Below are 621 nucleotides of genomic sequence, written 5' to 3'. Positions count from 1 at the left end.
GTAACGGAGGCGTCCCAAGGTTCCCTCAGAATGGTTGGAAATCATTCGAAGAGTGCAAAGGCAGAAGGGAGCTTGACTGCGAGACCTACAAGTCGAGCAGGGACGAAAGTCGGGCTTAGTGATCCGGTGGTACCGCATGGAAGGGCCATCGCTCAACGGATAAAAGCTACCCTGGGGATAACAGGCTTATCTCCCCCAAGAGTCCACATCGACGGGGAGGTTTGGCACCTCGATGTCGGCTCATCGCATCCTGGGGCTGAAGTAGGTCCCAAGGGTTGGGCTGTTCGCCCATTAAAGCGGTACGCGAGCTGGGTTCAGAACGTCGTGAGACAGTTCGGTCCCTATCTGTCGTGGGCGCAGGAAATTTGAGAGGAGCTGTCCTTAGTACGAGAGGACCGGGATGGACGTACCGCTGGTGCACCAGTTGTTCCGCCAGGAGCATGGCTGGGTAGCTACGTACGGACGGGATAAGCGCTGAAAGCATCTAAGCGTGAAGCCCCCCTCAAGATGAGATTTCCCAATTAGTAAGACCCCTTGAAGACGACGAGGTAGATAGGTTGGAGGTGGAAGTGCAGCAATGCATGGAGCTGACCAATACTAATCGGTCGAGGGCTTATCCAA

The 621-nt window shown here is 55.2% G+C and carries 1 rRNA gene; it reads left to right on the top strand.

Features of this window, described 5'->3' with window-relative positions:
- Nucleotides 1–621: ribosomal RNA gene (locus EH198_RS24310) — 23S ribosomal RNA — on the top strand; the annotation flags it as partial.

Origin of the sequence: Paenibacillus rhizophilus (genome assembly GCF_003854965.1) — a bacterium.
Lineage (GTDB): Bacteria > Bacillota > Bacilli > Paenibacillales > Paenibacillaceae > Paenibacillus_AQ > Paenibacillus_AQ rhizophilus.
The sequence above is the reverse complement of the archived record's forward strand: the minus strand, read 5'-3'. Positions and strand labels throughout refer to the sequence as shown.